The sequence below is a fragment of the Amycolatopsis ponsaeliensis genome (assembly GCF_030182635.1).
Classification (GTDB): domain Bacteria; phylum Actinomycetota; class Actinomycetes; order Mycobacteriales; family Pseudonocardiaceae; genus Amycolatopsis; species Amycolatopsis ponsaeliensis.
Genome location: NZ_JAPZLD010000019.1, coordinates 180,594 through 202,876, shown reverse-complemented (window position 1 = coordinate 202,876; position 22,283 = coordinate 180,594). Strand labels below are relative to the sequence as shown.

Sequence of the window (22,283 nt, the reverse complement as noted above, 5' to 3'; positions counted from 1 at the left end):
CCAGACTGAACAGCCGCTGCCATAGGCTGGCCTTGCGCACGCCGTTCCCCGATCACTTGGTTGCTGACCTTCGACAAGCCAGAAACTAAGCCGGACAACGGCGTGCGCCTTTATGCCACGCTCAACCACCCACACATCGGTACGAAGAGCCTATTAAGTCCATGAGGGTGCCCTTCACGGCTTTCACTCGCGGTCGGTCGCGGCCGCCGCCAGCGCGGGGGCGGGTTCCGGCTCGGGCACCGGCGCGCGGCGGTACAGGAGGCCGGCCGCCGCGATGACCAGGCCGCCCAGGCCCGCCGCGGCGAAGCCCCACGCCGGGCTCGAGTGGTCGATCGCGAAGCCGACCACCGGGCTGCCCAGCGCCAGGCCGAGGCGCGTCGACGCGTCCTGCAGCCCCATCGCCTCGCCGCGGACCCGCGGCGGGGCGATCCGGCTGACCGTCTCGGTGGTCGCCGCGAGCGTCGGCGCGCAGAGCAGGTTCGTCGGGATCAGCACCAGCATCAGCAGCCACCACGGCTGGTCCGCGAGCCCGACCGGCACCACGAGCAGCGCGAGCAGCAGCATCAGCAGGCCCTGCGGCAGCGACTTCTTCACCGCGCCGTGCACGATGCCGCCGATCATCGACGCCGCGCACATCACCGCGATCACCACGCCGGTCACGCCGATGTCGCCGTTCGCGCGCAGCGCCGCGAGGGTCGCCAGCTCGGTGCCGACGAGCACGAACAGCGTGCCCGCGGCGATCAGCAGCGTCGCCACGAGCCGGCCCGTGAGCCAGCTCCGCAGCGGCGGCCAGTTCGTGGCCGCGCCGGGCTCCACCGTTTCGCGGATGGGCGGGTCGACCAGCCAGATCAGGAAGGCCGTGCCGCCGAACAGCACGCCGAGGGCGGTGAGCGTGAAGGTCGGGGAGAGCGTCGTGATCGCCGCGATGCCCAGCGCGGGGCCGATCATGAACGTCGCCTCGACCGAAATCGTGTCGAGCGAGTACGCCGCGCGGCGCTCCTCGGCCGGGACGAGCGCGGCCAGCACCTGGCGCGCGAGCGAGCCCGCCGGCACCGAGAGCATCCCGGCCGGGATCGCGACGACGGCGAGCGCCGCGTAGGGCAGGTGCGGCGCGGCGATCCAGAACACCGTGGTGCCGATCCCGCAGACGGCGACGATCGGGCGCAGGCCGTAGCGGTCGAAGCAGCGCCCCAGCAGCGGCGCGCCGAGCGCCATCCCGAGGGTGACGCCGGCGCCGACCAGCCCGGCGGCGCCGTAGCCGCGGCCGAGCCCGGTGACGATGTACAGCGTCATCAGCACGCCGTTCATGGTCATCGGCAGCCGGGCCAGGAACATCAGGGCCATCGTCGAGGGGACGCGGGGGACGGAGAGCACCCGGCGGTAGGGCTGCAGAGGCACGTCCCGATGAGAACCCAAGGTGGTACGCGCGTGCAACTTATTTCCCGTCACCCCCGTGCTGGCGCATGGAGATTTTGAGAGTTACTATCATTTGGTAGTGACTATCAAATGGGGGTTACTGTGACACAGCTCTATCCACGCAGGTGGTGGGCGCTCGGCGCGCTCGCGGTGAGCCTGCTGACCGTCGGCCTCGACCTGACCGTGCTGAACGTCGCCGTGCCGACGCTGGCCGTCGACCTCGGCGCCACGACCACGCAGCTGCAGTGGTTCGGCAACGCCTACACGCTGGCGCTGGCCGCGCTGCTGCTGCCGGCGGGCCTGCTGGGCGACCGGTTCGGCCCGAAGAAGCTGCTGCTCGGCGCGCTCGCGCTGTTCGGGCTGGCCTCGCTGGGGTGCGCCTACGCCGGTTCGCCCGGCCAGCTGATCGCGGCCCGCGTCGTGCTCGGTGTCGGCGCCGCGTTCCTCATCCCGCTCTCGCTCTCGCTGCTGAACATCCTGTTCCCACCGGAAGAGCGGGCGAAGGCGCTGACGACGTGGGTGATGGCGACGTTCGTCGGCATCCCGCTCGGCCCGCTGCTCGGCGGCTGGCTGCTCGACCACTTCGCGTGGGGCTCGGTGTTCCTGATCAACGTCCCGCTGACCGTGGTCGGCCTGGTCGCGGTGCTGTTCCTGGTGCCGCTCACACCCGGGTCGGGCCGGGGCGCGATCGACTTCGCGGGCATCGCGCTCTCGGCGGCCGGGCTGGTCGCGCTGACCTACGGCTTCGTCTACGCGGGCGAGCACGGCTGGGCCGACCCGGCGACGTACGGCCTGCTCGCGCTCGGCGCGGCGGTGCTCGCGGCGTTCTGCTGGGCGCAGACGCGGACGGCGACGCCGCTGACCGACCTCGGGCTGCTGCGCGAGCCGCGGTTCGTCTGGGGCGCGGTGCTCGCGACGATGGCGTCGTTCGCGCTGATGGGCCTGCTGTTCGTGCTGCCGCAGCTGTTCCAGGCGGTGCAGGGGGCCGACGCGCTGGAGACCGGCGTGCGGCTGCTGCCGCTGATCGGCGGGATGCTGGTGTCGGCGAAGGTCGCCGAGAAGCTGGTCGCCGCGGTGGGCGTGCGCGTGGTCGTCACGGCCGGGTTCGTGCTGCTCGCGGCCGGGCTGGCCTGGGGTTCGACGACGTCGCCGTCGGACGGCTACGGCGTCACGGTGGCGTGGGAGAGCGTGATCGGCCTGGGCACCGGGTGCACGCTGCCGCCGCTGATGTCTATGGCGATGGGTGCGCTCACCGAGGGCCGCTCAGGTGCCGGCTCGGCGCTGATCCAGGTGCTGCGCCAGGTCGGCGGCACGATCGGCGTCGCGGTGCTGGGCACGGTGCTCAACGGCGTCTACCGCGCCGGTGTCGCCGTCGACGGCCTGCCCGCGCCGGTCGCGGACGCGGTGCGCGGCAGCGCGTCGGGCGCGGTCGCCGTCGCGGCGAAGCTGCACCTGCCCGCGCTCGCCGGCTCCGCGCGGCTCGCGTTCACCGACGGCATGGCCGCGACGCTCTGGGTGTGCGCCGGGCTCGCCGTGGCCGGCGCGCTGCTGGCACTGCTGTTCCTGCCCGGGCGGGCGGCGGCCGGAGGGCAGCGGCGAGAATCGGAGCATGACGTCGTCGCGATCTGAGTCCATGGGGCTGCGGGAACGGAAGAAGGCCAAGACGCGGGCCGCGATCCAGCGGCACGCGTTGCGGCTGTTCCGGGAGCGGGGCTACGGCGCAACGACGGTCGACCAGATCGCAGCCGCGGCGGAGATCTCGCCCAGCACCTTCTTCCGGTACTTCCCGACGAAGGAAGCGACGGTGCTGTACGACCCGTTCGACCCGGTGCTGATCGCGGCGACGCTGGCCCAGCCGGCGGAGCTCAGCCCGATCGCCGCCTTGCGGGCGACAGTGGACATCATCCGCGAGCAGGTGCCGGGCGAGGAGTGGGAGCGCGAACGCCAGCGGCAGCTGCTGGTGTTCCGCGAGCCGGAGCTGCGCAGCGCGATCATGGACCAGTTCGCGGAGGGGATCGACCTGCTGGCCGGCATGGTGGCCGAGCGGACGGGCCGCGCGGCGGACGACTTCGAGGTCCGCAACTGGGCGGGCGCGGTGGTCGGGGTGATCATGGCGGCGTTCCTGGGGGCGGCGGCGGATCCCGACGCGGACACGCTGGTGGTGCTCGACCGGGCGGTCGCGCATTTGGAGGCGGGCTTGCCGCTTTGACGGCGGGTGGCCCGCTTCGGAGCCGTTTGCCAGGTTTTCCGGAATTGATTTCGCGTTCGTGCCCCGACCAGGCGAGAACCTTGTGGGTGGCGGTGCGAGCGTGGGGGACACCCCGACTGGAGCAGTCTCGACACGCGGTCCGACGGAGTGATGAGGCTAAAAGATCACCGTTTACACCCGGGTGAGTGACCAAACCGCTCTACAGTGGACTCCCGCTACCAGTGGTGACGGAGAGAATCGATCAGGATGATCTTCAGGGGGATGGGCAAGGTTTCGACGTTAATCAATTGCGGGCGAATCCGCCTCTTCCGCATCCGGCACGTAAGGGTTAGAAAACGTCCCTAACCGGTGATCGGGTGGCTTATCTCCGATACGGCGGGTATCGATTTAACCCGTCAGGTCTCCCGAGGCCAGGAGGTAGGAAATGAAAGGCAAGTTCGGGCGGTCCATCGCCCTGGTAGCCGCGAGCAGTCTGCTGGCGGTCGGAATGGCGGGGATCGCCTCGGCGAGCCCGGACGGGGGCAAGGGTTCCTCCAGCACCCAGGCCCTCGCCGCACAGGTGCTCCAGGTGCGTGACGACCTGACCAAGGTGGCCTACGCGGGCAATGTCGGTGCCACGCGTGCGGACCTGGGTCAGATGAGCCCGGTCCTCGCGGACATCGCCGCCGGGAAGCGCTACACCGTCCAGACCGACACCGAGCAGCTCGCCGGCCTGGCCAAGGGCCGGGCGGACGAGACCAACCGGCTCTTGACCGACCCGACGGCCAAGGCCCGCCAGCTGCCGCCGCTGCCACTGCCGATCCCGTCGCTGCCGGACCTGCCGGGCCCGCTGAAGATCGTCAGCGACCTGGTGAAGGCCCTGCTCGCGGCCGTCACCGGCATTCTCGGCGGGTTGCTCGGCGGCTTGCCCGTGCCGCCGCTTCCGGTGCCGCCGCTGCCCGCGCCGGCGGGCTGAGCCGAAAGCCACTGAAAACAGGGGGGCCCGGAGCCCGGCCGCGGACATTCCTCCGCGCCGGGCTCCGGGTTCGTTCCGGCCGGGCGCAAAGGTCTTGAATGAGTCATTCAGGACCTCCCGCGCCCTGAATGACTCATTCAAGACGCCGCGGGCGTGCTCAGTCCCGTTTGGACAGACCCTGCCGCAGCGCGCCCGCCATCTCGGCCAGCGCCTCGCGGAACCGGGTGCCGACGCCGGTGAAGTTGATGAACCCGTGGATCAGGTCGTCGTGCCGGCGCACCGCCACCTCGACGCCCGCCTCGCGCAGCTTCTCCGCGTACGCCTCACCCTCGTCGCGCAGCGGGTCGAAGCCCGCCGTGACGACCAGTGCCGGCGGCAGGCCGCTCAGGTCGTCCGCGCGCAGCGGGGAGAGCCGCGGATCGGTCAGGTCCGTGCCCTCCGGCACGTAGTGGCCCTCGAACCACTTCATGTGCACGTCGGTCAGGAACAGGTCTTCGGCGAACAGGTCCTGCGAGCGGTAGCGCCGCGCGAAGTCCGTCGCCGGGTAGATCAGCAGCTGGAACGCCGGAACCGGGCCGCCGCGGCGCACCGCCTGCTGGGCGGTCACCGCGGCCAGGTTGCCGCCCGCGCTGTCGCCGCCGACGGCGATCCGCGCGGGGTCGGCGCCGAGGTCGCCCGCCTTCGCCACCGCGTACTCGAACGCCGCGAGCGCGTCCTCGGTCGCCGCCGGGAACGGGAACTCCGGTGCCAGCCGGTACTCGATCGACAGCACCCGCACCCCGGCGTGCCTGGCCAGGAAGCGGACGGCGTTGTCGTGGCTCGCGCGCGTGCCGATCACCCAGCCGCCGCCGTGGAAGAACACCAGCAGCGGCGACTTCTCGGGCAGCCCGACCGGTGTGTAGAGCGTCGCGGGCAAGTCGCCATCAGGTGTCGGCACGGCGATCTCCCGCACCGAGACCGGTTCGATCGGCTTGCCGCTGACCAGGTGCCGCCCGACGTCGAGCAGGGCCCGCGACCGCTCCACCGAGCCCTGCACCAGCTCGGCGCCGGCGAGCTTCTGCAGCCGGAGCAGCAGCTGGGCGTCGAGCGCGAGGTCCTGGCCGTCGAGGTGCACCGGGCGCCCCGCGAGCGCCCGCCGCAGCGGCGTGGGCAGCCAGAACACGAGCTGGGAGGCCGCGGCCTGGATGCGGACCGGGAGCGGGATCGCCATCTTTGCCTCCTGAGCGTCGGTGCCGCCGGGGATGTTACTCGTCAGTAGGTAACAGGTCCAGCTGTGACGCGGGCCTCGGTCCCAAAGTCTGGATATCCACTTAAGTAGAGGGGTTAGCCTGGAAAGCGTGACTTCAGCCAGGACGGTCAACGTGCTCGGGATCGGCGGCTCTCTGCGTGAGGGCTCCCAGTCCGAACGCGCTCTGCAGATCGCGCTCGCCGGCGCGGCCGAAGTCGGGGTCCGGATCCGGATGCTCACCGGTCCGGAACTGGTGCTGCCGTTCTACGACGCCGGCGAGCCGGGTCGCGACGAACGCGCCGCCACGCTCATCGAAGCCGTGCGGGAGGCGGACGGGCTCATCGTCGTGTCGCCGGGCTACCACGGCGCCCTGTCCGGCCTGGTCAAGAACGCGCTGGACTACGTCGAGGACCTGCGCGACGACCAGCGGCCCTACCTCGACGGCCGCGCGGTCGGCCTGGCCGCCGTCGCCTACGGCTGGCAAGCCGCGGTGACGACGCTGGAGCAGCTGCGCACGATCACGCACGCACTGCGCGGCTGGGCCACCCCACTGGGTGGTTCCATCAACTCGGCCGAGACCAAGTTCGACGAAGGCGGCGGCGCGTCGGACGAGAAGAGCGTCCGCACCCTTCGCCTGATCGGGCGCCAGGTCGCCGAATTCGCGGTGTCGCGCACCGCCTGAGGATTTCGGGGGTTCCGGGTGGCGGAGCCCCCGGCCGGGGCGGAGCCCCGTCGAACACAGACGTTTCGCCCGGAGGCCGCCGGGTAACCGATCCACGTGATGCCTGCCATGTGGGGGCACTGTTCCGCGGGTGCGGGATGTTGTGCCCAGTGAGACGCTCGCTGAGGAGCGTCCGGCGACAGAAGGCAGGCTGAGCAATGGGTCAGGCGATCTACACCGCGGTGGCGACGGCACGGGGCGACGGCCGCAACGGCGAGGTGACCTCGTCCGACGGCGTCATCGACGAGTCCCTGGCCATCCCGAAGGAGATGGGCGGCCCCGGCGGGGACAAGACCAACCCCGAGCAGCTCTTCGCCGCCGGCTATTCGGCCTGCTTCCACAGCGCCCTGCAGCTGGTCGCCCGCCAGGCCAAGGTGGCGCTGAACGGCTCGACCGTGACCGCCGAGGTCAGCGTGCTCAAGCAGGACGTCGGGTTCGGTCTCGGCGTCGCGCTGAACGTCTCCCTGCCGGGCCTCGAGCAGGCCCAGGCCGACCAGCTGGTCGAGCAGGCCCACCAGGTCTGCCCCTACTCGAACGCGACCCGCGGCAACATCGAGGTCGCTCTTTCCGCCACCGTCTGACCGGCCCGGCCCGGTCCGAACACCACGAGGAAGGAACACCAGAGATGAGCAAGTCTCCGATCAAGAGCCCGCTTTCCGAGGCCGACAAGGAGATCACCGGCAACGCCCTCCAGGCGACGCTGGTCGACCTGGTCGACCTGTCCCTCATCGCCAAGCAGGCGCACTGGAACGTCGTCGGCTCGAACTTCCGCAGCGCGCACCTGCAGCTCGACGAGCTCGTCGCCACCGCGCGGCAGTACGTCGACGAGGTGGCCGAGCGCGCCAACGCCATCGGCGTCTCGCCGAACGGCAAGGCCAAGACGGTCGTCGAGAGCTCGGGCGTGCCCGAGTACCCCGACAACTGGCAGTCCGTGGAGTCCACGGTCGCCGCGATCGTCGACATCCTCGCGTCGCTCATCGAGCGGCTGCGGGCCCGCATCGACGAGACCGACAAGAGCGACCTCGTGACGCAGGACCTGCTGATCGAGATCACCCGCGCCCTCGAAGAGGCGCACTGGATGTGGCAGGCCCAGCAGGCCTGACTTTTTCCGCACAAAGGGGCCGTTCCGGGTGGAACGGCCCCTTTCGCGTCTGCCGACGGCGGTGATTCGCAGTACGTTCGGCGGCATGGTGCTGCATCAGGGGAAAACGGACCGCCCGGACCGCGTGGGCGGCACGAATCCGATGTACGCCGGGGCGAACCCGGCGCTCGCGGCGGGCTTCGTCATGCCGCACGACAAGCTGCTCGACACCTCGCTGCCACCGGACACGGCGCTGCAGCTCGTGCGCGACGAGCTGATGCTCGACGGCAACGCGCGGCTCAACCTCGCCACGTTCGTCACGACGTGGATGGAGCCGCAGGCGCGCGAGCTGATGGCCGAGTGCGTCGACAAGAACATGATCGACAAGGACGAGTACCCGCAGACGGCCGAGCTGGAACGCCGCTGCGTGAACATCCTCGCCGACCTGTGGCACGCGCCCGACCTCACGGACATCATGGGCTGCTCGACGACCGGTTCGTCCGAAGCCTGCATGCTCGCCGGGATGGCGTTGAAGCGCCGGTGGTCCAAGCTGGGCCGCACCGGCAAGCCGAACCTGGTGATGGGCGTCAACGTCCAGGTCTGCTGGGAGAAGTTCTGCGAGTACTGGGAGGTCGAGCCGCGGCTGGTGCCGATGGACGGCGACCGGTACCACCTCAGTGCCGAAGAGGCCGTCGCGCGCTGCGACGAGAACACGATCGGCGTGGTGGCGATCCTGGGCTCGACGTTCGACGGCAGCTACGAGCCGGTCGCGGAGATCGCGGCGGCCCTGGACGAGCTGGCCGGCCGCACCGGCTGGGAGATCCCGGTGCACGTCGACGGCGCGTCGGGCGCGATGGTCGCGCCGTTCCTCGACCCGGACCTGGAGTGGGACTTCCGGCTGCCGCGCGTGGCGTCGATCAACACGTCGGGCCACAAGTACGGGCTCGTGTACCCGGGCGTCGGCTGGGTGGTCTGGCGCGACCAGGCCGCGTTGCCGTCGGAACTGGTGTTCAACGTGAACTACCTCGGCGGCGACATGCCGACGTTCGCGTTGAACTTCTCCCGGCCGGGCGCCGAGGTCGCGGCGCAGTACTACACGTTCGTGCGGCTCGGCCGCGACGGATTCCGTGCGGTGCAACAGTCTTCGCGTGACGTCGCGACGCACCTGTCGGCCGGGATCGCCTCGCTCGGGCCCTTCGAGCTGCTGACCCGAGGTGATCAGCTGCCGGTGTTCGCGTTCACGACCCGCGCGGATGCGGGCTTCGACGTGTTCGACGTGTCACGACGGCTGCGCGAGCGCGGCTGGCTCGTGCCGGCGTACACGTTCCCGGAGAACCGGACGGATCTGGCGGTGCTGCGGATCGTGGTCCGCAACGGCTTCACGCACGACCTGGCGGACCTGCTGCTGGCCGACTTGAAGCGCCTGCTGCCGGACCTGGAGAAGGAAGGCGGCCGCCCGAAGGACCCTTCGACGGCGACCGCCTTCCACCACTAAAAGCGCACTTTCACGTGAAAGTGCGCTTTAGTGCCAGGACTTGGCGCGGGCGTACTGGTCCGGCCAGCGCACGTCCGCTTCGAGGGTGTTCGCCGCGCGCAGAGGCCAGTGCGGGTCGCGCAGCAGGGCGCGGGCCAGGAACACCGCGTCCGCTTCGCCGGCGGCGATGATGTCCTCCGCCTGCTGCGGGTTGGTGATCATGCCGACCGCGCCGGTCGGGAGGCCGGCTTCGGTGCGGATCCGCTCGGCGAACGGGACCTGGTAGCCCGGGCCGACCGGGATGTCCGGGTTCGGGGTGTTGCCGCCGCTCGAGGTGTCGATCAGGTCGATCCCGCGCTCGGCGAGGAGCTTCGCCAGCCGGACGGACTCGTCGAGCGTCCAGCCGTCGTCCGTCCAGTCGGTCGCCGACAGCCGGGCGAACAGCGGGACGCCGGTCGTGGCGCGGACCGCGTCGGCGATCTCCAGCGCCAGGCGGCTGCGGCCCTCGAAGTCGCCGCCGTAGCGGTCGGTGCGGGTGTTCGACAGCGGGGACAGGAACTGGTGTACCAGGTAGCCGTGCGCGAAGTGCAGCTCGAGCAGGTCGAACCCGGCGCCGACGGCTCGGCGGGCGGCCTCGGCGAACGCCTCGGGAAGGGCGCTGACCTCGTCCGTGGTCAGCGGCCGCGCCGGGGCGTACGCGCCGAACGGCTGCGCGTCGGCGCCGACGCTCTGCCAGCCGCCTTCCGACGCGGGCACGCTGCCCGGCCCGTCCCACGGCCGCCGCGCCGAGCCCTTGCGGCCGGCGTGGCCCAGCTGCATGCCGATGGCCGTGTCCTGGCGGTGCACGAAGTCGGTGATCCGGCGCCACGCCCCGGCCTGCGCGTCGTTCCAGATGCCGGTGTCCTGCGGGCTGATCCGCCCTTCCGGGACGACGGCGGTCGCTTCGGTCATGACGAGTCCCGCGCCGCCGGTGGCGAACTGGCCCAGGTGGACGAGGTGCCAGTCGTCCGGGACGCCGTCGGTCGCGGAGTACTGGCACATCGGCGACACCCACGCACGGTTCGGCAGGGTCAGGCCGCGGACGGTGATCGGGCTGAAGAGTCGGCTCACCTTTGGATCAACGACACGTGCCCGGCGTCTCTTCCCGTCGCCAGGAGCGGGTACCGGCGAGTGACGTCGACCACATGGGTGTCGCTGCTGACGAACGCCGGGCGTTGAGCTCGCTCTTCCAGGACCTCGGGCCCGACGCGGCCACACTGTGCGACGGCTGGACGACGCGGGATCTCGCCGCGCACCTCGTCGTGCGTGAGCACCGGCCGGACGCCGCGCCCGGGATCATGGTGCCCGCGCTCGCCGGGTATACGCGGAAGGTCCAGGACCGCTACGCCGCCAAGCCGTGGGACGCCCTGGTCGAGCAGGTCCGGCAGGGCCCGTCGAAGTTCTGGCCCACCGCGATCGGCTCGCTCGACGAGCTGACCAACACCGCCGAGTTCCTCGTCCACCACGAAGACGTCCGGCGCGCGCAGCCCGGCTGGGAGCCGCGGCCCGCCGACGCCACCCGGGACGCCGCCGCCTGGAAGTCGGCGAAACAAGCCGCCAAGCTCAACCTGCGCAAGGCGCCGGTCGGGGTGACGCTGCGGACGCGCACCGGGCAGGAAGCCGCCGTCAAGACCGGGCCCGATCCCGTCACCGTCGTCGGTGATCCGATCGACCTGCTGCTCTTCGTCTTCGGCCGCGACGCCGTGCACCTCGACTTCGAGGGCGACGCGGCCGCCGTCACGAAGCTGCAGTCGGTGAACCGGGGACTCTGAGCGCGCGGTTCACCCACCGCCCCACCGGGAGCGCGACCACGATCGCGGCCAGCACCAGGTGCACGGCCATGAACGCCACCGCGGCCGGCACGCTCGGCGGCCCGCCGAGGAACACGATCATGTGCGACGCCCACTTCAGCTCGACCGGCTTCGTCCCGGCCGCCCAGACGTCGTTGAGCGCCCAGAACGTCAGGTCGTTCACCCCGGAGATCACCACCAGGATCGACGCGATCCCGACCTTGAGCACGTTCGCCGTGCGGCCGCCGCCGAGGCGGTAGGCCAGCAGCGCGAACAGCACGATGAACGTCGTCACGAACAGCTCGAACTGGTACACCGGCTGGAAGTCCTGGTCGGGGGAGCGCGCGAAGCCCTGCACCCGCATCACCAGTTCGGTGTCCAAATAGGACATGTAGACGAACACGGCGAACACGATCAAGGCGGGCCCGAAGCGCCCGCGCGGGAACAGCGAAACCGTCAGCACCGCGAAGACGAACGGGCACAGCTTGAACGCCCAGTCGCCGACGTTGTCCAGCATCTGGTCCGGCGGCAGGACCACCATGATCAGCACGGTGGTCACCACGGCCGGGACGGCGGCCACCAGCCACAGCCACTGCCGCCGCCGGTAAAGCGCGGCGACCAGGCCTGGCGATTCCAAGAGCGTCACAGTTCCTTCTCCACCCAGAACGGTCCGAGGGCCAGCGCGTCGACGTCGGTCTTGAGGTAGCACGCGATCGCGTCGGCCGGGCTGGCCACGATCGGCTCGTTGTTGTCGTTGAACGAGGTGTTGACGACCATCGGCACCCCGGTCAGCTTCTCGAACTCGCCGATCATCCGGTAGTACAGCGGGTTGTCGGTACGGCTCACAGTCTGCACCCGCGCGGTGCCGTCGACGTGGGTGATCGCGGGGACCTCGGCGCGCTTGTCCGGCAGGACGTCGAACACCAGCAGCATGACCGGTGACGGGTAGTCGCTGACGAAGTACTCGCCTGCGCGCTCGACCAGGCACGACGGCGCGAACGGGCGGAACGCCTCGCGGTGCTTCACCTTCTCGTTCATCCGCGTCTTCGACTCGGGGTCGCGCGGGTCGGCGACGAGCGACCGGTTGCCGAGCGCCCGCGGCCCGCACTCCATCCTGCCCTGCACCCAGCCGACGATCTTGCCGTCGGCGACCTTGGCCGCGGTGTGCGCCGCGATGTCGTCGACCCGGTGGTACTCGACGCCGGCGTCCTGCAGGGCCAGCTCCATCTCGGCCTCGGTGTAGTCGGGGCCGGTGTAGGTGTAGCCGTCGCGCGGGCGTGGCTTGCCGTACTTGGCGACCGACACGTCCAAAGCCGCACCGAGCGCGCAGCCGTCGTCGGCCGCCGCGGGCTGGGCGAAGAAGTCCTCGAACGGTGTTTCCAGCAGGATCCGCCCGTTCATGACGCTGTTCAGCGCGACCCCGCCGGCGACGCACAGCCGCTTCGAGCCGGTCTCGCGCTGCAGCCACCGCGCCAGGTGCAAGCCGGCCTCCTCCAGCGTCACCTGCAGCGCGTACGCGATGTCGCAGTAGTGCTGGGGAACGGGATTCGAAGCCGTGACGCGGGTCTTCGGCCGCGCCGGGCCGAAGGTGTCGGTGAACTTCTTCGCCATCACGTGCTTGCCGGTGCGGTGGTGGCCGAACCAGCTCAGGTCCAGCTCGAACCCGCCGTCGTCGTCGAGGTGGATCAGCTGCTTGAACGCGTCGACGTAGGTGTCCTCGCCCAGCGGGGCGAGGCCCATGATCTTGCCTTCGTCGCGGGTCGGGTAGAAGCCGAGGTAGCCGGTGACGCCGGCGTACATCGCGCCGAGCGAGTGCGGGAACTTGATCCGGCGCAGGTCGAGGATCCGGTTGCCCTGCCCGTGCGCGAGGTAGGTGGCCGTGCCGTCGCTGCCGATGCCGTCGAAGGTGAGCACCGCCGACTCGTCCCACGGCGAGATGAAGTAGCCGCTGGCCGCGTGCGCGCGGTGGTGGTCGACGAGGTGCGTCTTGAACTTCGTCGGCCCGGTCCAGCCGGCGGCTTCCTTGACGTCCTTCTCGAGGGTGAAGGACCGCTTGATGTGGGCCAGCACCGCGCCGCCGACGTGGTAGTCGTCGCTGCCCTTACCTCCGCCGGTCCGGAAGGTGTCGACCATGCCCGCCGACTTGCCGCCGTCGTCGCCGTTGGCGTTGCGGAAGACGTCCAGCGTGCCGGGGAAGTACCGCGCGAACACCTTGGCCGCGTGGATGCCTTCCTTCCAGCGCTGCCAGTAGTACGCGACGTGGTCGACGTCGGCGAGGGTGATCCCGGCGCGCTCCAGGCAGAACTTGATGGCCTCGGCGGGGAAGCCGCCGTCGTGCTTGACGCGCGTGAAGCGTTCTTCTTCGGCGAAGGCGATGATCTCGCCGTCGCGCACGAGTGCCGCGGCCGAGTCGTGGACCCTGCTGATGCCCAGTATGTACATGACTTTTCTCCCAGTGGGTTTCAGTGCCGGCGGACCAGGCGCCGCAACACGGCTGCCTTCACGGCGAGGGCGAAGACGAGTGCGGCGAACCCGCCCACCGGCCCGAGGGCGGGGACGAGCAGCGCCGCGGCGACGGCGGTGGCCGCCAGCGAGACGACGGCGGTGCCCGACGTCAGCGTCAGCACCTTGCTGTTGGTGTTTTCGAGGAGGAAGCTCGCGTACAACCCGGTCGCGTACAGCGCCGTCTCGACGACCACGAGCACCCCGAGGACGACGTAGGCGTCTTCGGCCGTGAGGAAGGCGCGGGTCCCGGGGATGGCGAGACCCGCGCCGAGCAGGACGACCACGGCGATCCCGGCCCGCTCGACCAGCCGCAGCAGCGCAACCGCCCGCGCCCGCCCGGCCGCCGCACCCGTGCCGCGCAGCCGCCGCGACGCCGCCGGCTGGTGGAGCTTGAGCTGGTAGTACAGCAGCGAACAGAACGCACTCGACACCAGCAAGGCCAGGTAGAACGGGCCGCTGTCGGTGGTCCGCCCGGACAGCGCGAGCACGGCGAACACCACCGACGTCGAGATGACGTCGAGCAGCTCGGTGAGGCCGAGCAGGACGGTGCTGCGGCCGAACGCGGGCAGCAGCCGGTGACCCGGCACCCCACCCCCGCTCAGCCACGGCTTCGGCAGCAGCAGCACCGAAGCGCCGAGGAGCACCAGGATCCCGCCGAGCAGCAGCGCGAGGTGTGTCTCCGGCGACCAGCGCACCGCCCACGTCACGCACGTGACGACGCCGACGACGACCGAGCCCGCGGTGAACGCCAGCGCGTCCAGAGTGGACCTCCCACGCAACCGGTGCAGTCCGGACACCGTCATCAGCAGCCCGCCGGAGATCGACCAGGCCGCCGCCGTCAGGTACAGCGCGGCGTCCGAGCGCGGGGCCACCACCAGCGTGACGGCCGTCGCGGCCAGCACCGCCAGCACCGGCGCGGCGGCGAGCCGGACCGCGAGCGCGGCGACGGCGTCCCGGGTCCGCCGCAGCCGGGGCAGGCACTTCAGCGCGGACTTCTCCGCCGCGGCCGGCACGAAGTTCAGCCAGGTCATCAAGCCGAGCGCGTTGGCGAAGCGCCCGTAGTCACGAGCGCCCCACGCGGTGATCAGCACCAGCCCCATCAGCTGGACGGACAGGCGGAACACGCCCCGGCCGGCGAGCAGCCGCAGCACCACCGCCGGCCGCGGCGGCGCGGTGTCCGACGGTGCGGCGACGGCCGAGGAGGAGCCCGTCACGGCAGGGGTACCGCCATGTCCTGTTCGCTGAGCAGGAACTTGAGCGTGCCCCGGACGGCGTTCTCCGCGGTGAGCAGTTCGGGCACCGAACCGGCGGTGAGCACGACGTACCCCAGCTTGTGCCCCGCCTGCTCGTACGGCCGGACGAACGACCCTTCCTCGGCGAACAGGTGCAGCCCGACGAACCCGGGCAGGGCGCGGACGTCGTCGGCACCGTCCACCCGGGACAGGTGACCACCGCGGTCGGACGCCAGGATGTGCACGAGCGTCGGCCGCGGTTCGTGCAGGTCCAGCCGCACCTCGTCGCCGGTGGCGGCGGCGATCCCGGCGGCGATCAGATCGGCGCCGTGGCAGTGCGCGATCGCTTCCGCGAGCCCGTTGCCGCCCATCCGGGCACCCATCTCGATGAGGTACAGCTGCCCGTCCCGGCCGAGGACGGCGTCGAGGGTGAGCGGGCCGGTGCGGTAGCCGAGCTCGGTGCAGATCAGGTCGAGCGCCCCGATCAGGCTCAGCTCGACGTCGGCGGGCAGCTCGGCGGGCAGCAGGTGCGACGACGTCACGAAGAACGGCGGCGGCGTGAGCACGCGTTCGGTCACGGCGTGGAACACGATCCGGCCGTCGACGACCAGCGCCTCGATGGTGAAGTGCGAGCCGTCGAGGTGCTCTTCGACGACCAGCCGCCCGGAGGGGGAGAACGCGAGCGACTCGGTGAACGCCTTGGCCAGCCGGCCCGGGCCCGCGCAGGAGACGACGCCGCGGCTGCCGGAGGAGTCGACCGGCTTGACCAGCGCGGGGAACCGCAGCTGCTGGGCGGCGTGGATCAGCTCCGGACCGGGACGGCCGCCGACGCTGCGGTAGCTCGGCAGTCCGAGGTGGTCGCAGAGCGCGCGGAAGACCGGCTTGTCGGTCGACGCGCGGACCGCGTACTCGGGCAGCGGGTCCGGCATCCCCCAGTGGCGGGTGAGCCACGCCAGTGCGGGCAGGCCGACGTCGCTGGCCGGGCACAGCACGCCGGCGAGGTCGCGACGGCCGTCGAGTGCCGCCGCGATCTGCTCCGGCGCCCGGACGCTCACCCGCAGGAACTCGTCGGCGACGGCCACCGCCGGCGCGGTGGGCCGGACGTCCACGCAGATCGTGCGGAACCCGAGCTCCCGCGCCCGCTCGTAGGTGCTGACCGATCCGTCCGCGCCCCCCAGGATCACCAGGGTTCTCGCGGGGGCCTTCTTCGAACTCGTCACGCTGAAACGCCTTTCCCCAGGTGCACATCGATGAGCCGGGGACCCTCGGGGTCCACCGGGGTGAAGAGCCGGTCCTCGGCGTCGACGACGACGTTCGCTTCCCGGACGTAGAACTGCCGTGGCCGCGGTTGCCCCGCGCCGACCACGACGAGGTAGCGCACGGTCAGCGACGCCACCAGCAGCAGCACCGCGAGCAGCGCGAACAGCAGCGTGGCCGTCACACCGGCGCCGAGCGCGCCGAAGGCCGCGGCCCCGCCGGTGAGCACCGCGATCCCCGCGGCCAGCAGGGCCGCCGCGGACGCCGCCGTCGTGAGCCGCCGGGTGAACCCGACGAAGAGCTCGATGGCGTGCGACGCCAGGAACCCGAAGCCCACTTTGGACTCACCGCGTTCCCGGGCCCGGTGGGCCACCTGGACGCAGGCGTACCGGCTGGTCAGCAGGGGCACCGTGGCCAGGAAGTACGGCGTGCCGAGCCGCAGGTCGACGATCTTGCGGGCCAGTTCCGCGCGGACCAGCCGGAACGCCGTGGCCCCCGGCGGGATCTCCATGCGCAGCACGCGGCGGCCGACGAAGTGGAACACCGCGGTGCCCCAGCGCCGCAGCCGCGGGTCCTGGCGGTTGGTGCGGACCCCGAACACCGCGTCGTTGCCCTGTTCGGCCACCTCGATGAGCTTCTCCGCCTCGGCGGCCGGGAACTGCTGGTCGGCGTCGACGTGCAGGATCCACGGCTGCGACGCGTAGCGGTAGCCGGCCGAGAAAGCGGCCTCGAAACCGAAGTTTCGCGAAAAGGACACGTACCGCACGCGCGGGTCGGCGGCCGCGAGCTCGCGGATCTTGTCCAGGGTGCCGTCGGCGCTCCCGTCGTCGACGAAGAACAACTCCAGTGAATAGTGACCCAGTTCGTTGGTTATTTCCCGATAGGACGGTCCGATGTTCTCGACTTCGTTGAAGCACGGGATGACTACGGTGAGTCCACTGTGGGCCGGCCCGGGGAAAGGCCCGGTCATCTGTGGTGCCCGGGGTGTTGTAGCGAATTCGTGTCCGGACGGTCACTGCCCGTGTGAATTGCGATCATGAATCCCCCAGCTGGATTCGGTAACGCCTCTTGCCGCGATGTGCGATGTGGCGGAGTTATAAGCAGACGGATCGTTGTTCGGCGACGGTAGAACTACGAATTCCTCCGTTCAGACCCAGACCAAAGTAGTAACCCATCCGGCATTCGGGGTCTCCTGCCGCCGAACTCCTTCCCTGCGGAGCACGGATGACGCAGACTCCCCGGCCATGTGGAATCTGGGGGCGGGGGCTGTTTGGCGCGCCGCCTACGTCCGGGCGGTGCGCTCGGCGTTCGCGACGGTGCCGTTCTACCGGGAGCGCTGGGCGCTCGACGGCCGGGAGGACCCGGTGCTGGTGCCCGGGCGCACCGGGACGAACGGCGGCGCGGTACCCCTCGCGGAAGCGGTGCACAAGTCGGTCGATCTCGTTCCGCTCGCCGGTGGCGCGCAGCGGACCGAGCCGTCGCGCGGGCTCGGCCGGGTGCTGCGGACGGCTCGCCGCCCCGGGCCAGGCAGCCTCGTCGTGCTGTTGGGACCGGACGGCGTGTGCCCACCGGCCGACCTGCCGAAGGCCGTGCGGGGGTGCGTCGCCGACCCGGATGCGCCGGGCGTGCCGGTGCTGCGCGAAGTAGCGGCCGTGCTGGCCCGCGGTCACCGCGTGCTGGTGGTCGGGGACGACAAGGCGATCACGGCGTTCACGGAGGACCACCGCGTCGAGGCCGTGCCGCACCGCGAACTCGACTCGCTGGACACCGGTCCGTACGGCGTGCTGCACGATCCGGCGCTCGGCTACCTCGGCGCGCTGGGGAACTGCGGGCGGTGGCACCTCGACTGGCCGCACGTCTACGCGCGGCCGACCGCGGGCGGGCTCGCGTTCACGTTGCTGCGTCAAGAGTCCCCGCGGTTCGTGGACGTCATCCCGGCCGGCGGGATCCACGGCGAGATCGCGCCCTGCCCGCGGCACGGCAGCCCGGTCGTCGTCGCATGAAGTTCACGTTCCACGATCCCCGCGTCGATCCGGTGCCGGTGGGCTGGGCGGAGTTCGCGCGCGCCGCCCGGCTGCACCCGGTGTGGGACTACGAGGTGATGGGCCTCGAGGCCTGGGGTGCCCGCAACCCGCAGCTCCTGGTCGTCGCGGCCGAGGGGGACGAGCTCGTCGCCGCGGCGTCCGTGCTGGTCTGCCGTCCCCGGCTCTCGCCGAGGTTCGCGCCGCCGCCGGGAAAGCGGTTGCTCCGGCCGTTCTGGGCCGAGGTCTGCCAGCCGTGGCTGAGCGGCTACCCGGGCATCGTCTTCGCGCCCGGCTGCCGGGAACGGCGGACCCTGGTCCGGGCGTTCGAACGGGAGCTGGGCCGCCACCTCGGCCCCGGCCTGATCGCCGTGGTGTACCGCGCGATCGGCGACGAGCTCGCCGCCGGGCTCGAAGGGCGGGGCAGGCTCGTCAAGCGCGTGGACCCGGTGGCCGTGCTGGAGAACCGGTTCGAGTCCGAAGAGGACTGGATCGCGACGCTGGCCAAGTCGCGTCGCGCCGGGCTGCGGCGGCAGCGCCGCCGGCTCGCCGAGGACAAGACGCTCGTGGTGCGCGGCGGCCCGGCCCGCGACGACCTCGACGGCGCCGAGCTGGCCTGGCTGATCCGGCAGCACCGCGATCGCTACGGGCGGCTCGCGCTGGACACCCGGACGATGCCGTCTTCGACGTTCCTGGACCGGTTCGTCCGGCGGCCGGACGTGCACACGCTGACCTACACCGGCACCGACGGGCGGCTGCTCGCGGTGCAGACCCTGCTCGACCACCCGGACACCCCGGTCCTGCAGCACTGGGCCGCCCTGCCGCCCGGAGCGGGCGGGCGGCGGTGGCTGTACTTCGACTCCTACGTCCGCGCGGTGCGCTTCACCGCGCGGCGCGGGGCGAAGGAGCTGTCCGCGGGCCGCGGGATGATCGAGCTCAAGCAGGAGCTGGGCTTCCGGGCCCGGCCCGTGTACACGGCCGCGGTGCCGAGGCCGGTGCTGGGCCGATGAGCGCACCGACGACGACCGCCGTGTCGCAAGTGGACGTCCACGACCCCAGGGTGGATCCGCCGCCGGAGGGCTGGGCCGCGTTCCGGGCCCGCTGCCTGCCGCCGGTGTGGGACTACGAACTGCTGCGCCGCGAAGCCTGGCTGGCGAAGAACCCGCCGGTGCTCGCGGTCGTCCGGGAGGGCACGGCGATCGTCGGCGCGCTTTCGGTGATGGTGTGCCGGAGCTGGCGGGCCGCCGGCTTCGGGTCGCTCGCCACCGGACGGCTCCGGCCGCGCTGGGCCGAGGTCTACCTCCCGCTGCTCAGCGGCTACCCGGCGTGCGTGTTCGACGACGGGTTCACCGGACGGCACGCGGCGATCCGGGAGTTCGAACGGACGCTGCGGGCGTACGCCGGCCCCGGCCTGCTCGGCGTGATCTACCGGGCGATGGACCCCGGGCTGGTCCCCGCGCTCGAGGGACGGGCCCGCGTGACGCGGGAGATCGACCCCACCGCCGTGCTGGTCAACCGCTATTCCACTGTGGACGAATGGGCGGCGTCGCTCGCCCCGGACGTCCGCCGGTACCAGAACCCGGACGTCGCCACCGAAGCGGCGTTCGGGCGCACCGACCTCGACCCGCACGAGCTGGCCGTGCTGCTGAACGCCCACCGCGCCCGGCAGGACGACCGCGCGTGGGCGGGTGGGCAGCGGTCCCGGATCGGCGGCCTGCACCTGGACACCCGCAGCCCGGTCGCGTCGGCCTACCTCGACGCGCTCGTCCGCCGGCCGGACGTGCTGACCCGCACCTACCGCGCCGGAGACGGCAGGCTCCTCGGTTTCTCCGTGCTGCTCGACCGGGAAACCGGGTGCGCGCTGCACCACTGGGCGGCGCTCCCGAGCGCCGCCGGGGGCCGGAAGGGGCTCTATGCCGACGGTTACGCCCGGTGCGTCGCCCACATGATCGCCGAGGGGCGGCCGGAACTGACCGCCGGTCGCGCGATGCTGCCCGAGAAGACCGCGCTGGGCTTCGGCCAGCGCGGCCTGTTCTCGGTGGCCGTGCCGAGGCCGGTGCTGGGCCGATGACCTGGTCGATCGCGGTGCTCGACCCGCGCACCGATACCGAGCCCGCCGGCTGGGCCGCGTTCCTCGAAGCCCAGCAGGCCCCGCTGACCTGGGACTACGGGCTGCTGTGCCTCGAGTCGGCGCACTCCCGCAGCCCGTACCTGCTGACCGTGGTCACCGACGGCGAGGACCTCGTCGCCGCGGTGCTCGCCATGGTCTGCCGCCCGGGCTCGTCCCCGGATCCCGGCCCGGTCGGCGGCCCGGCCCGGTGGGGCCCGCGGTGGCTGGAGGTCCAGCACGCCTGGCTGTCGGCCTACCCGGCCTGGCTGTTCGCCGAGGGGCTCGACGCGGGCGAGCGCCGCGAGATCCTGCGCCGGTTCGAACGCGCGGCCTGCCGCCGGACCGGCCCGGGGTGCCTCGGCGTGGTGTACCGCTCGGTCACGCCGGACGCCGTCGGGCTCGTGGCCGGGCGCGGCAGGCCGGTCCGCGAGATCACCCCGACCCTGGTGCTGGAGAACACCTTCGCCGACCTCGACGGCTGGCTCGCGTCGCTGAGCCGGAACCGGCGCTCCAGCCTGCGCGGCCAGATCCGCAAGATCGCCGCCGACCCCGGGCTGGTCGTCCGCGCCGGGACGGCCCGCGACGACCTCGACCCGGAGGAGCTGGCCGCGATGCTGCGGGCCCACCGCGAAGCCAAGGGCCCGGTGAAGTTCGACCAGCGCGGCCCGGTCACCGCCGGGTACCTCGGCGAGCTCGTCCGCCGCCCCGACGTCGTCACCACGACCTACCACGACGATCGCGGCCGCCTGCTGGCCTTCACCGACCTGCTCGACCACGCGGTGATGCCGCTGCACCAGCACTGGGCCGCGCTGCCACCCGACGGGGGACGGCCGAAGCACCTCTACTTCGACGTCGTCGTGCGCGGCGTCCGGCACATGATCGAGAACAACCGGAAGTTCCTGTCGCTCGGCCGCGGTGTCACCGACCTCAAGACGTCGCTGGGGTTCACGCCGAGCCCGATGGCCGGCGTGATCGTGCCGAGGCCGGTGACGCGGTGGTGATCGACGTCTTCGACCCACGCCACGACGCGGAGCCGGCGTACTGGACGGCGTTGCGCGAGCGGGCCGGGCTCCGGGCCGACTGGAGCTGGGCGGTGCTCGCCACCCAGGCCTGGGCCGCGCGGACCCCGCAGCCGGTGACCGTGCTGCGCGAGGGCACCGAACCGCGAGGGGTGGTCAGCGCCGCGTGGGTCACCGGCCGGACCCGGCGGTACCGGTTCGCGGGCCCGGGACGAGGGCGGTTCGGCGGTCTCGACGTCCGCGGACCCGGCGCCGGCTCGCAACCCGGCTGGTGGTTCGCGGACGCGGGTGACGACGGCGGCGTGACCCGCCTGCTCGAGACGTACGTCCCCGTGATGCGGGCCGAGCTCGGCCCCGGGTTCCGGGGGATGCTGGTGCGGCAGATCGGCGAGCCGGGGGTGTCCGCGGTCGACGGCCGGTTCCGGCTGGTGCGGCGGACCGAGGACGTCGCGGTGCTCGACGTGGCCGGCTTCGGCTCCCGGGACGACTGGATGAACTCGCTGGCCAGGAAGCGGAAGCAGAACCTGCGCAAGATCTTCCGCACCTTCGACGCCGACCCGTCGGTCGAGGTGCGGTTCGTCCCGGGGAAGGAGGCCGACCCGGTCGCCGTCGCCGAGGTGCTGCGGCACAACGAGCGCAAGCACCACGACGTGCCGATCGTGCCGCTGCCGCACTTCACCGGCTATCTCACGGCGCTGCTGCGGCAGCCGGACGTCTCGGTGATCGAGTACCGCGACACCCGCACCGGACGGCTGATCGCGGTGGCGACCCTGCTCGACCACCCTGAGCTGCCGATCGCCCGGCACTGGGGAGCGCTGCCGCCGTCGGCCGGCGGGCGGCCGAACCTGTACTTCCACTTCTACGGCGAGGCCGTGCGCTGGGCGATCGCGAACGGGCGGGCGTCGGTGGTGTTCGGCAAGAAGATGACGGAGATGAAGGCGACGCTCGGCGCGCGGCTCGTCCCGCAGTACGCGGCGGCCGTGCCGGTGCTAGCTTCGCGGCGTCTCACCCGCCGCGCTTCAGGAGAGCCGTCATGCCGATGATCAGCGTTGCCATGTTCCCCGGCCGCACACCCGCTCAGAAGAGCGCCCTGGTCCGGGAGCTGACCGACGCGTTCGTCCGCACCTGCGGCGGCAAGCCCGAGGGCGTCCAGGTGACGCTCGTCGAGATCGGCGCCGACCACTGGGCCACCGGCGGCGTCCTGCACTCCGAACGCTGAAGTGCCG

Annotated in this window: 22 protein-coding genes; 14 read left to right on the top strand and 8 right to left on the bottom strand. The window is 71.7% G+C overall.

Annotated features, from left to right (window positions below; all coding sequences use genetic code 11):
- Nucleotides 1-183: 183 nt before the first annotated feature.
- A complete protein-coding gene (locus QQ657_RS27710; protein ID WP_284745194.1) occupies nucleotides 184-1,335 on the bottom strand; it encodes an MFS transporter in 1,152 nt (383 codons plus the stop codon).
- 183 nt (nucleotides 1,336-1,518) lie between these two features.
- Between QQ657_RS27710 and QQ657_RS27705 the strand changes: the two genes are divergently transcribed.
- The 3 genes from QQ657_RS27705 (at nucleotide 1,519) to QQ657_RS27695 (ending at nucleotide 4,580) form a co-directional block, all read left to right on the top strand.
- Nucleotides 1,519-3,045: a DHA2 family efflux MFS transporter permease subunit gene (locus QQ657_RS27705; RefSeq protein WP_284745179.1), complete on the top strand. Its 1,527-nt coding sequence runs from the start codon at nucleotides 1,519-1,521 to the stop codon at nucleotides 3,043-3,045.
- On the top strand, nucleotides 3,026-3,625 hold the full coding sequence (locus QQ657_RS27700) for an acyl-CoA-like ligand-binding transcription factor (protein ID WP_284745178.1): 600 nt from the start codon (nucleotides 3,026-3,028) through the stop codon (nucleotides 3,623-3,625). The genes QQ657_RS27705 and QQ657_RS27700 overlap by 20 nt, the downstream gene beginning before the upstream one ends.
- 424 nt (nucleotides 3,626-4,049) lie before the next feature.
- Complete coding sequence (locus QQ657_RS27695; RefSeq protein WP_284745177.1) at nucleotides 4,050-4,580, top strand: hypothetical protein; 531 nt, start codon at nucleotides 4,050-4,052, stop codon at nucleotides 4,578-4,580.
- Between the two features lie 157 nt (nucleotides 4,581-4,737).
- Here QQ657_RS27695 and QQ657_RS27690 read toward each other — a convergent pair whose 3' ends face one another.
- Entirely contained in the window at nucleotides 4,738-5,790 is a 1,053-nt protein-coding gene (locus QQ657_RS27690) for an alpha/beta hydrolase (RefSeq protein WP_284745176.1), read from the bottom strand.
- Nucleotides 5,791-5,917: 127 nt separating this feature from the next.
- On the opposite strand from QQ657_RS27690, the gene QQ657_RS27685 reads away from it, so the two are divergent.
- The 4 genes from QQ657_RS27685 (at nucleotide 5,918) to gad (ending at nucleotide 9,105) form a co-directional block, all read left to right on the top strand.
- Nucleotides 5,918-6,490, top strand: a complete 573-nt coding sequence (locus QQ657_RS27685; protein WP_284745175.1) for an NADPH-dependent FMN reductase — start codon at nucleotides 5,918-5,920, stop codon at nucleotides 6,488-6,490.
- 197 nt (nucleotides 6,491-6,687) lie between these two features.
- The gene (locus tag QQ657_RS27680) at nucleotides 6,688-7,110 is read left to right on the top strand and encodes an organic hydroperoxide resistance protein (RefSeq protein ID WP_284745174.1); all 423 of its coding nucleotides are present in this window, start codon (nucleotides 6,688-6,690) and stop codon (nucleotides 7,108-7,110) included.
- A 44-nt stretch (nucleotides 7,111-7,154) separates the two neighbouring features.
- Nucleotides 7,155-7,631 (top strand): Dps family protein, encoded by a 477-nt coding sequence (locus tag QQ657_RS27675; protein ID WP_284745173.1) that lies wholly within the window; start codon nucleotides 7,155-7,157, stop codon nucleotides 7,629-7,631.
- Nucleotides 7,632-7,716: 85 nt separating this feature from the next.
- Nucleotides 7,717-9,105: a glutamate decarboxylase gene (gene gad / locus QQ657_RS27670; protein ID WP_284745172.1), complete on the top strand. Its 1,389-nt coding sequence runs from the start codon at nucleotides 7,717-7,719 to the stop codon at nucleotides 9,103-9,105.
- A gap of 27 nt (nucleotides 9,106-9,132) precedes the next feature.
- Here the strand turns inward: gad and QQ657_RS27665 are convergent, their stop codons facing one another.
- Complete coding sequence (locus QQ657_RS27665; protein ID WP_284745171.1) at nucleotides 9,133-10,194, bottom strand: NADH:flavin oxidoreductase/NADH oxidase; 1,062 nt, start codon at nucleotides 10,192-10,194, stop codon at nucleotides 9,133-9,135.
- A gap of 74 nt (nucleotides 10,195-10,268) precedes the next feature.
- Between QQ657_RS27665 and QQ657_RS27660 the strand changes: the two genes are divergently transcribed.
- Complete coding sequence (locus tag QQ657_RS27660) at nucleotides 10,269-10,895, top strand: TIGR03085 family metal-binding protein (protein WP_284745170.1); 627 nt, start codon at nucleotides 10,269-10,271, stop codon at nucleotides 10,893-10,895.
- Here QQ657_RS27660 and QQ657_RS27655 read toward each other — a convergent pair.
- The 5 genes from QQ657_RS27655 to QQ657_RS27635 are packed head-to-tail and all read right to left on the bottom strand — an operon-like array spanning nucleotide 10,861 to nucleotide 16,877.
- A complete protein-coding gene (locus QQ657_RS27655) occupies nucleotides 10,861-11,559 on the bottom strand; it encodes a hypothetical protein (RefSeq protein ID WP_284745169.1) in 699 nt (232 codons plus the stop codon). The two genes, QQ657_RS27660 and QQ657_RS27655, sit on opposite strands and share 35 nt — an antisense overlap.
- On the bottom strand, nucleotides 11,556-13,355 hold the full coding sequence (locus QQ657_RS27650) for a carbamoyltransferase family protein (protein WP_284745168.1): 1,800 nt from the start codon (nucleotides 13,353-13,355) through the stop codon (nucleotides 11,556-11,558). Before QQ657_RS27650 ends, QQ657_RS27655 begins: the two co-directional genes overlap by 4 nt.
- A 20-nt stretch (nucleotides 13,356-13,375) precedes the next feature.
- On the bottom strand, nucleotides 13,376-14,632 hold the full coding sequence (locus QQ657_RS27645; protein ID WP_284745167.1) for a hypothetical protein: 1,257 nt from the start codon (nucleotides 14,630-14,632) through the stop codon (nucleotides 13,376-13,378).
- Nucleotides 14,629-15,870, bottom strand: coding sequence for an ATP-grasp domain-containing protein (locus tag QQ657_RS27640; protein WP_284745166.1), 1,242 nt, complete (start codon nucleotides 15,868-15,870; stop codon nucleotides 14,629-14,631). The genes QQ657_RS27645 and QQ657_RS27640 overlap by 4 nt, the downstream gene beginning before the upstream one ends.
- Complete coding sequence (locus QQ657_RS27635) at nucleotides 15,867-16,877, bottom strand: glycosyltransferase family 2 protein (RefSeq protein WP_284745165.1); 1,011 nt, start codon at nucleotides 16,875-16,877, stop codon at nucleotides 15,867-15,869. The genes QQ657_RS27640 and QQ657_RS27635 overlap by 4 nt, the downstream gene beginning before the upstream one ends.
- Nucleotides 16,878-17,202: 325 nt before the next feature.
- Between QQ657_RS27635 and QQ657_RS27630 the strand changes: the two genes are divergently transcribed.
- From QQ657_RS27630 to QQ657_RS27605, 6 genes are read left to right on the top strand one after another with little or no spacing between them, the layout of a single operon-like run.
- Nucleotides 17,203-17,910 (top strand): hypothetical protein, encoded by a 708-nt coding sequence (locus QQ657_RS27630; RefSeq protein ID WP_284745193.1) that lies wholly within the window; start codon nucleotides 17,203-17,205, stop codon nucleotides 17,908-17,910.
- Nucleotides 17,907-18,938, top strand: coding sequence for a GNAT family N-acetyltransferase (locus QQ657_RS27625; protein ID WP_284745164.1), 1,032 nt, complete (start codon nucleotides 17,907-17,909; stop codon nucleotides 18,936-18,938). The genes QQ657_RS27630 and QQ657_RS27625 overlap by 4 nt, the downstream gene beginning before the upstream one ends.
- Nucleotides 18,935-19,999, top strand: coding sequence for a hypothetical protein (locus QQ657_RS27620; RefSeq protein WP_284745163.1), 1,065 nt, complete (start codon nucleotides 18,935-18,937; stop codon nucleotides 19,997-19,999). Before QQ657_RS27625 ends, QQ657_RS27620 begins: the two co-directional genes overlap by 4 nt.
- Nucleotides 19,996-21,039, top strand: coding sequence for a GNAT family N-acetyltransferase (locus tag QQ657_RS27615; RefSeq protein WP_284745162.1), 1,044 nt, complete (start codon nucleotides 19,996-19,998; stop codon nucleotides 21,037-21,039). The genes QQ657_RS27620 and QQ657_RS27615 overlap by 4 nt, the downstream gene beginning before the upstream one ends.
- Complete coding sequence (locus tag QQ657_RS27610) at nucleotides 21,033-22,100, top strand: GNAT family N-acetyltransferase (protein WP_284745161.1); 1,068 nt, start codon at nucleotides 21,033-21,035, stop codon at nucleotides 22,098-22,100. The genes QQ657_RS27615 and QQ657_RS27610 overlap by 7 nt, the downstream gene beginning before the upstream one ends.
- A complete protein-coding gene (locus QQ657_RS27605; RefSeq protein WP_086859558.1) occupies nucleotides 22,091-22,276 on the top strand; it encodes a tautomerase family protein in 186 nt (61 codons plus the stop codon). The genes QQ657_RS27610 and QQ657_RS27605 overlap by 10 nt, the downstream gene beginning before the upstream one ends.
- Nucleotides 22,277-22,283: the final 7 nt, after the last annotated feature.

Excerpts from the sequence above, each read along its gene's own strand:
- QQ657_RS27710 (WP_284745194.1), bottom strand. The coding sequence starts at position 1,335 with ATGTTCCTGGCCCGGCTGCCGATGACCATGAACGGCGTGCTGATGACG.
- QQ657_RS27700 (WP_284745178.1), top strand. The coding sequence starts at position 3,026 with ATGACGTCGTCGCGATCTGAGTCCATGGGGCTGCGGGAACGGAAGAAG.
- QQ657_RS27695 (WP_284745177.1), top strand. The coding sequence starts at position 4,050 with ATGAAAGGCAAGTTCGGGCGGTCCATCGCCCTGGTAGCCGCGAGCAGT.
- QQ657_RS27690 (WP_284745176.1), bottom strand. The coding sequence starts at position 5,790 with ATGGCGATCCCGCTCCCGGTCCGCATCCAGGCCGCGGCCTCCCAGCTC.
- QQ657_RS27680 (WP_284745174.1), top strand. The coding sequence starts at position 6,688 with ATGGGTCAGGCGATCTACACCGCGGTGGCGACGGCACGGGGCGACGGC.
- QQ657_RS27675 (WP_284745173.1), top strand. The coding sequence starts at position 7,155 with ATGAGCAAGTCTCCGATCAAGAGCCCGCTTTCCGAGGCCGACAAGGAG.
- gad (WP_284745172.1), top strand. The coding sequence starts at position 7,717 with ATGGTGCTGCATCAGGGGAAAACGGACCGCCCGGACCGCGTGGGCGGC.
- QQ657_RS27660 (WP_284745170.1), top strand. The coding sequence starts at position 10,269 with ATGGGTGTCGCTGCTGACGAACGCCGGGCGTTGAGCTCGCTCTTCCAG.
- QQ657_RS27650 (WP_284745168.1), bottom strand. The coding sequence starts at position 13,355 with ATGTACATACTGGGCATCAGCAGGGTCCACGACTCGGCCGCGGCACTC.
- QQ657_RS27635 (WP_284745165.1), bottom strand. The coding sequence starts at position 16,877 with ATGACCGGGCCTTTCCCCGGGCCGGCCCACAGTGGACTCACCGTAGTC.
- QQ657_RS27625 (WP_284745164.1), top strand. The coding sequence starts at position 17,907 with ATGAAGTTCACGTTCCACGATCCCCGCGTCGATCCGGTGCCGGTGGGC.
- QQ657_RS27620 (WP_284745163.1), top strand. The coding sequence starts at position 18,935 with ATGAGCGCACCGACGACGACCGCCGTGTCGCAAGTGGACGTCCACGAC.
- QQ657_RS27615 (WP_284745162.1), top strand. The coding sequence starts at position 19,996 with ATGACCTGGTCGATCGCGGTGCTCGACCCGCGCACCGATACCGAGCCC.
- QQ657_RS27605 (WP_086859558.1), top strand. The coding sequence starts at position 22,091 with ATGCCGATGATCAGCGTTGCCATGTTCCCCGGCCGCACACCCGCTCAG.